This window comes from Microvirga tunisiensis, from assembly GCF_009296175.1.
Taxonomy (GTDB): Bacteria; Pseudomonadota; Alphaproteobacteria; order Rhizobiales; family Beijerinckiaceae; genus Microvirga; species Microvirga tunisiensis.
In genome coordinates this window covers 1-5467 of record NZ_VOSK01000372.1, presented here as the reverse complement: position 1 = coordinate 5467, position 5467 = coordinate 1, and the positions used below count along the sequence as shown (strand labels likewise).

General features: G+C 64.6%; 6 protein-coding genes. 3 read left to right on the top strand and 3 right to left on the bottom strand.

Annotated features, from left to right (window positions below; all coding sequences use genetic code 11):
* Positions 1–355: 355 nt before the first annotated feature.
* A complete protein-coding gene (locus FS320_RS36945) occupies positions 356–535 on the bottom strand; it encodes a hypothetical protein (RefSeq protein WP_152717293.1) in 180 nt (59 codons plus the stop codon).
* A 199-nt stretch (positions 536–734) separates the two neighbouring features.
* On the opposite strand from FS320_RS36945, the gene FS320_RS36940 reads away from it, so the two are divergent.
* Positions 735–1016 carry a hypothetical protein gene (locus tag FS320_RS36940; RefSeq protein ID WP_152717292.1) on the top strand — a complete coding sequence of 94 codons (282 nt, stop codon included), beginning with the start codon at positions 735–737 and terminating at the stop codon, positions 1014–1016.
* A 92-nt stretch (positions 1017–1108) separates the two neighbouring features.
* Here FS320_RS36940 and FS320_RS36935 read toward each other — a convergent pair whose 3' ends face one another.
* Positions 1109–1741 (bottom strand): response regulator, encoded by a 633-nt coding sequence (locus FS320_RS36935; RefSeq protein ID WP_152717291.1) that lies wholly within the window; start codon positions 1739–1741, stop codon positions 1109–1111.
* A 132-nt stretch (positions 1742–1873) separates the two neighbouring features.
* Entirely contained in the window at positions 1874–3619 is a 1746-nt protein-coding gene (locus tag FS320_RS36930) for a sensor histidine kinase (protein ID WP_152717290.1), read from the bottom strand.
* A 270-nt stretch (positions 3620–3889) separates the two neighbouring features.
* Between FS320_RS36930 and FS320_RS36925 the strand changes: the two genes are divergently transcribed.
* Together FS320_RS36925 and FS320_RS36920 are read left to right on the top strand one after the other, a co-directional pair.
* Complete coding sequence (locus FS320_RS36925) at positions 3890–4876, top strand: formylglycine-generating enzyme family protein (protein ID WP_152717289.1); 987 nt, start codon at positions 3890–3892, stop codon at positions 4874–4876.
* 104 nt (positions 4877–4980) lie between these two features.
* Positions 4981–5367, top strand: coding sequence for a sulfatase-like hydrolase/transferase (locus FS320_RS36920; RefSeq protein WP_274597271.1), 387 nt, complete (start codon positions 4981–4983; stop codon positions 5365–5367).
* Positions 5368–5467 lie beyond the last annotated feature (100 nt).

The following is a 5467-nucleotide window of genomic DNA, read 5'->3' as shown; positions in this document are numbered from 1 at the left end:
CAGGCGCCCACCGTCGAAAGCAGCGGTGATCTTCTTGCGGCCAACGGCTGGAAACGGGAAGGTGGCAGGTGTATCGTCCGGCATGGCGAGTGTGGCACAGGGCAATTGGTGGCAGGGATTAGTCTCAACAACCAAATCCTACGCTGCTTCAAGTGCTTAAGCTACACTCGCCAGCCTTCATCAACCTTCCCATGCATAAGAACGGCTAGCTGCGCTTCTGTGTGACCTTCTCCGCGCGCGATCCGGACGGCTGGCTTTTGATCCGCTTTGCCTTCTTCCAGGATGGTCGCATGCGAGCTTTCTTGGCCATGACGATTCCTTATGGTCTGCAGTGATCATCGAATGTTGAATGCGCCTAGCTCCGGCCGCCGGTCATATCGCTCGGCGCACGGCCGTCTGTTCCGATCCCAGGATCGAGCGGCTTCGCTTCCGTGTTTTCGGCTCCGGTTTCATCGTCCTGCCGGCGCTTGCTATCCGCGCTCTTGTCCTGGGTTTTGTTGACCCCGCCCTGATTGGCGCCTGCGTTCTGTGCCATCGACCTTCTCCAAGGTGGTGTGACCGGACACAGGCAACTAGGACGGGAGTTTAATGTTCCTCTTTCCGCTTCGTTCCGATCGACCCACCGCGAGATGGAGGGGCACGTTCGAGGCAAGTCGAGGCGCTACAACGGGAACGTGCCCACATTCATACGATTGAGTGATTGGGGCCGAGCATCTCATGAGGGAACCGTCAGCATGACCGACAGCAAGGACAAGAAGACCACGATCACCCTGGAGCCTGGACAGGTCGCCATCGTCCTGGGCATGGAAGACGGCCAGATCAGCCGCCAGCTTTTCGCCAGTCCGGAGGTCGACGCCATGCTCGATGATGAGAAATCCGAGATTCCGTTCCACTACTTCCTGGCCTCGGCCTTCCTGGTGCGCCTAGATCAGGATGAGAATTTCGCCTCTGACTTGGCCGAGTGGTACGATGAAAAGCTCAACGGAGAAGCAGGCGAGGCAGACACCGGGCAATGATCGCCGGGCTTGTCAAGCGGATGGACGGTCCGATGGACAGGCCGCCGGAAGACAGCGGCATAATCGGCCCCCGGCGGCACCTGATTCCAGGATCAGTTCTCCACGAGCTTGTTGCGGACGGCGTAGCGGATCAGCGCGGCCGTCGTGTCGAGGTTGAGCTTGCGCAAGGCCAGGGCGCGATGCGTCTCGACCGTCTTGGTGCTGATGCTGAGGATGTCGGCGATCTGCTTGTTGGTCCGGCCTTCGGCGATCAGCTGCACGACGGCCTTCTCACGGGCCGTCAGCGCCGCCTCGTGGGTGCATCCCTTCGCTAGATAGGTCTCGAGCAGGGTTTGGGAGACCTTGCCGGTGAAGAACGGCTTGTGGGCCGCCAGACTCTCCACCGCCGAGACCAGGAACTGCCGGGCATCGGATTTGAGCAGGAAGCCGCGGGCGCCCGCTTCGAGCACGTCCCGGACCAGGCTATCCGTGTCGTGCATGGTGAAGATCAGCACCTCGACGCCGGGAAGGCGGGTCCTGATCTGCCGGGTCACCTCCACGCCGATCATCAGCGGCAGACCGTAATCGAGGATGACGATGTCGGGCCGGATCGCCAGAGCCTGGTCGACGGCCTGCTTGCCGTCTGTCGCCTCGCCGACGACTTCCCAGCCCTCATGCGCCTCCAGGATGGTCCGGACGCCGGAGCGGACCACGTCATGATCGTCGGCGATCAGGATGCGCGTCATCGCGTGCCTTCCTTCCGCGACCCAGGCCTGCGGCCGTTCCGGTGAGCCCGAGTGCCATGGCAGGATACACTTTCCGGCAGCCGGACCCACCTGCGCAAAACCCTGAAACCGTCTGAGGCAGACCCTGAAATGTCAGGAAAGGGTCCTGCCGTTTGCCTTGGGCAAGCGTACCTGCCATGGCATCCGCAGGCGGCCGGCGCTTTGCGGGGATCGTTTAGTCCGGATGACCGGGGTCATTGCGACGACACAGGTGCCGACGCGACCCGTCCGGATCCTCAGGCTGCCGCCGAACTGCTCCATGCGGGCCCGCATGCCCGCAACCCCGACGCCGAGCCGGATCGGACCATCCGGCCGGGCCGAGCCTCCTATCCCGTGCCCGTTGTCACGGATGCGGACCAGCAGCCGACCGGACCGGATCCGAGCGTTGACGGACACGTGCGAGGCGCCGGCATGCCGATGCACGTTGGTGAGCGCCTCCTGCACCACGCGCAGGATCGCCCGCTGGAGCTCCGGCTGCAGATCATCGACTTCCTCCGGAATCCGAATCCGCGCGACGAGCCCCGTGCGCCCGGCAAAGCCCTCGGCAAAGTCCCGCAATGTGGCCTGGAGGCCGTCCTTCGCCAGGTTCGGCGGATGCAGCAGATAGGTGAAGATGCGCAGTTCCCTGAGTGCCTCGGCGAGCAGGCTTTCGATCTCCGCAAACGCGGAGCGGGAGGCCGGAGTGGCCACAACCGTTCCCTCGAGAGTGGCGAGCCCGAGGTTCGCAGCCACGAGGTGCTGCGCCGTCGAGTCATGCAGCTCGCGGGCGATGCGCTGCCTCTCCTCCTCCTGGAGGACGAGCAACTGCCCGGACAGTTCGTTGACCTTGTTGTTTGCTCCCGTGACCTGATCGGACAGTGTCCGGAGCGGCTGCTCGACCTGACGGGCCGTGAACCAGGCGGCAAGCCCACCGGCCAGCAGGAGGAGAGATCCAGGTCCGGCCATCTGCCACAATGCGGCGGTGACCGGTGCATTGAGATCCGCAAGCGGCACCGTGACCGCCGTCGTCCAGTTCGTCGCCCCCGAGCGGCGGAAGGTGACCAGGACGGGCAGCCCGCGCTCATCCGTGGACTCGACCGTTCCCGTGATCGTGCTGTCCGGCCCGGCATCGGCAAGGCGGGTGGCCAATGTTGCGGGGGCCGGCAGGTCGGACCCTTTGCGACCGTCCCTGTCGGCCACGATCGGCTGGAACTTGCGGTCGTAGAGACCCTTCACCCAGCCGGTCGGCAGAGTCTGCTCATCGAGGATCGCTCCCAGGCGCGCCTCAGTCAGGATGATCGTGAGATGGCCGTTCATCCGATCCTCGGCATCGTCGAGCCGGAGGCTGAGGGCCACGACGATGCTGCCCTTCAAGGGAGCCAGCATCCGGCCGGAGACGGCCCATCTCCGGTCCCGGATCCGCTCAAAGGCCTCGCGGTAGTTCGGGAAGTCGACATGCCGCGGCAACGGTGATCCAAACGGCCGCAGGGTGTTGGCGACCTGCCCGGCGAGATCGTTGAGAACCAGCCAGGAGCCTTCCGGCACTGGGGTCGCCTTGAGCTGATCGTAGAAGGCCTTGGTATCGCCTGAGAGGAGTGCCGGGGACTTGGACAGCCCCTTGAGCAGATAGTTGACTGCCGCCACCTCCTGATCGAAGCCGAAGGAGAGCGCTTTCGCAGCCTCCAGGGCACGTTGCTCGATCGCGCGCCGCTCGTCGGCCGCGCGGGAGAGCAGCAAGGCCGCGGCGACGAGGCATGCGGCAACCGTGATGACCATGAAGATCAGGGCGATCCGCCGCCGCAGGCGGGGCGGCATGCCCGAGAAAGATCGCGAAGCCACCGGGACGGTGCCATTGCTCATAAGGGCGGTCTCCGGCCGCAAAGGCGACGCAACGGGATCGGGGTCGCGACGGAGCCCTCGTCCAACAAATCTAAGTTAAACCCTGAGGCCACTCGCTGTCGACCGGGACGGCATGGACGCGCGGGCCGGCAGATCTACCCCGTATCTCGGCTGAAGATGTTCGCGGCCACATATCAGGGTTTGCCCCCATCAAATTCAGGGTAGACCCTAATAGCCTGAGGATCGGGTCTTGGATGATACTGCGGGCGTGCCAGAACGGGAGCAACGCCCATGTCGCAGGCCACACTCCGGCATGATCAGGATCCCGAGCCAAGGGATCATTCATACGCCGGCATGATCCGGATCCCCGGCGGCACGTTCCGCATGGGATCAGACCATCACTATCCCGAGGAGGCACCGGTCCATCGCGTCACCGTCGACGGCTTCTGGCTCGACCGGACGCCGGTCACCAATCGCCAGTTCCGCGACTTCGTCCGCGCCACCGGGCATGTCACCGTCGCCGAGAAGCAACCCGATCCCAAGGACTATCCCGGCGCCCTGCCGCAGATGCTGTATAAGGGCTCGCTCGTCTTCACGCCACCGGATCATCCCGTCGACCTGCGCCTGTGGGGCCAGTGGTGGACTCTGCTCAAGGGCGCCGACTGGCGACATCCCTACGGCCCGAAGAGCAGCATCAACGGCCTCGACAATCATCCTGTCGTGCACGTGGCCTACACGGATGCGCTCGCCTATGCCCGATGGGCCGGCAAGGACTTGCCGACGGAGGCTGAATGGGAGTTCGCCGCCCGTGGCGGGCTCGACGGCGCCGAGTTCGCCTGGGGCGACACGTTCACGCCGGACGGGCGCCAGATGGCGAACACCTGGCAGGGCGCCTTCCCGTTCCAGAACAAGTGTGAGGACGGTTTTGAGCGCACGTCCCCCGTCACTGCCTTCCCGCCCAACGGCTATGGCCTCCATGACATGATTGGCAATGTCTGGGAGTGGACCAGCGACTTCTATGTGCCGAAGCATCCAGCCGACGCTCCCAAGGCCTGCTGTATTCCCGAGAACCCGCGCGGTGCTCGCGAGGACCAGAGCTATGACCCGTCCAAGCCGGAAACGCGGATCCCGCGCCGCGTGCTGAAGGGCGGCTCGCATCTGTGCGCGCCCAACTACTGCCGCCGCTACCGTCCGGCAGCGCGTCACCCGCAGCTGGTCGATACCTCGACGAGCCATGTCGGCTTCCGCTGCATCATCAGAGAGAGGAAGATCCCATGACCAGTGATCGTGCGTCCTCACAAACCAATGCCGATAGATCGCGCTTCCGACACATGCGCGCCAAGGCTGCCCTGATCGGGGCCACGGCCCTGGTCTCGACGGGGATGGCCGTCCCGGCCTTCGCCCAAGCCCCGCGACAGCAACCCAACATCGTGCTGATCGTCTCCGACGACACCGGCTTTGGCGACCTTGGCCCCTATGGCGGCGGCATCGGCCGTGGCATGCCGACACCCAACCTCGACCGGCTTTCCAGCGAGGGCATGACCTTCTTCTCGTTCTATGCCCAGCCGAGTTGTACCCCAGGCCGGGCCGCGATGCAGACCGGGCGGATCCCGAACCGCAGCGGCATGACCACCGTGGCCTTCCAGGGCCAGGGCGGCGGCCTGCCGGCAGCGGAATGGACCCTCGGATCTGTGCTCAAGCAGGCGGGCTACCGCACCTTCTTCACCGGCAAGTGGCACCTGGACGGTGTGTCACGAACACATTTCTGAAGGAGGAGATGTGGAGCTGTACAAGAGATGAGGGTCGGCCCCTCGAGGTCCGCAGTCAGGTGCCGACCTCAAACCCCTGCAAGCTGCGGCCGTCAAGAGC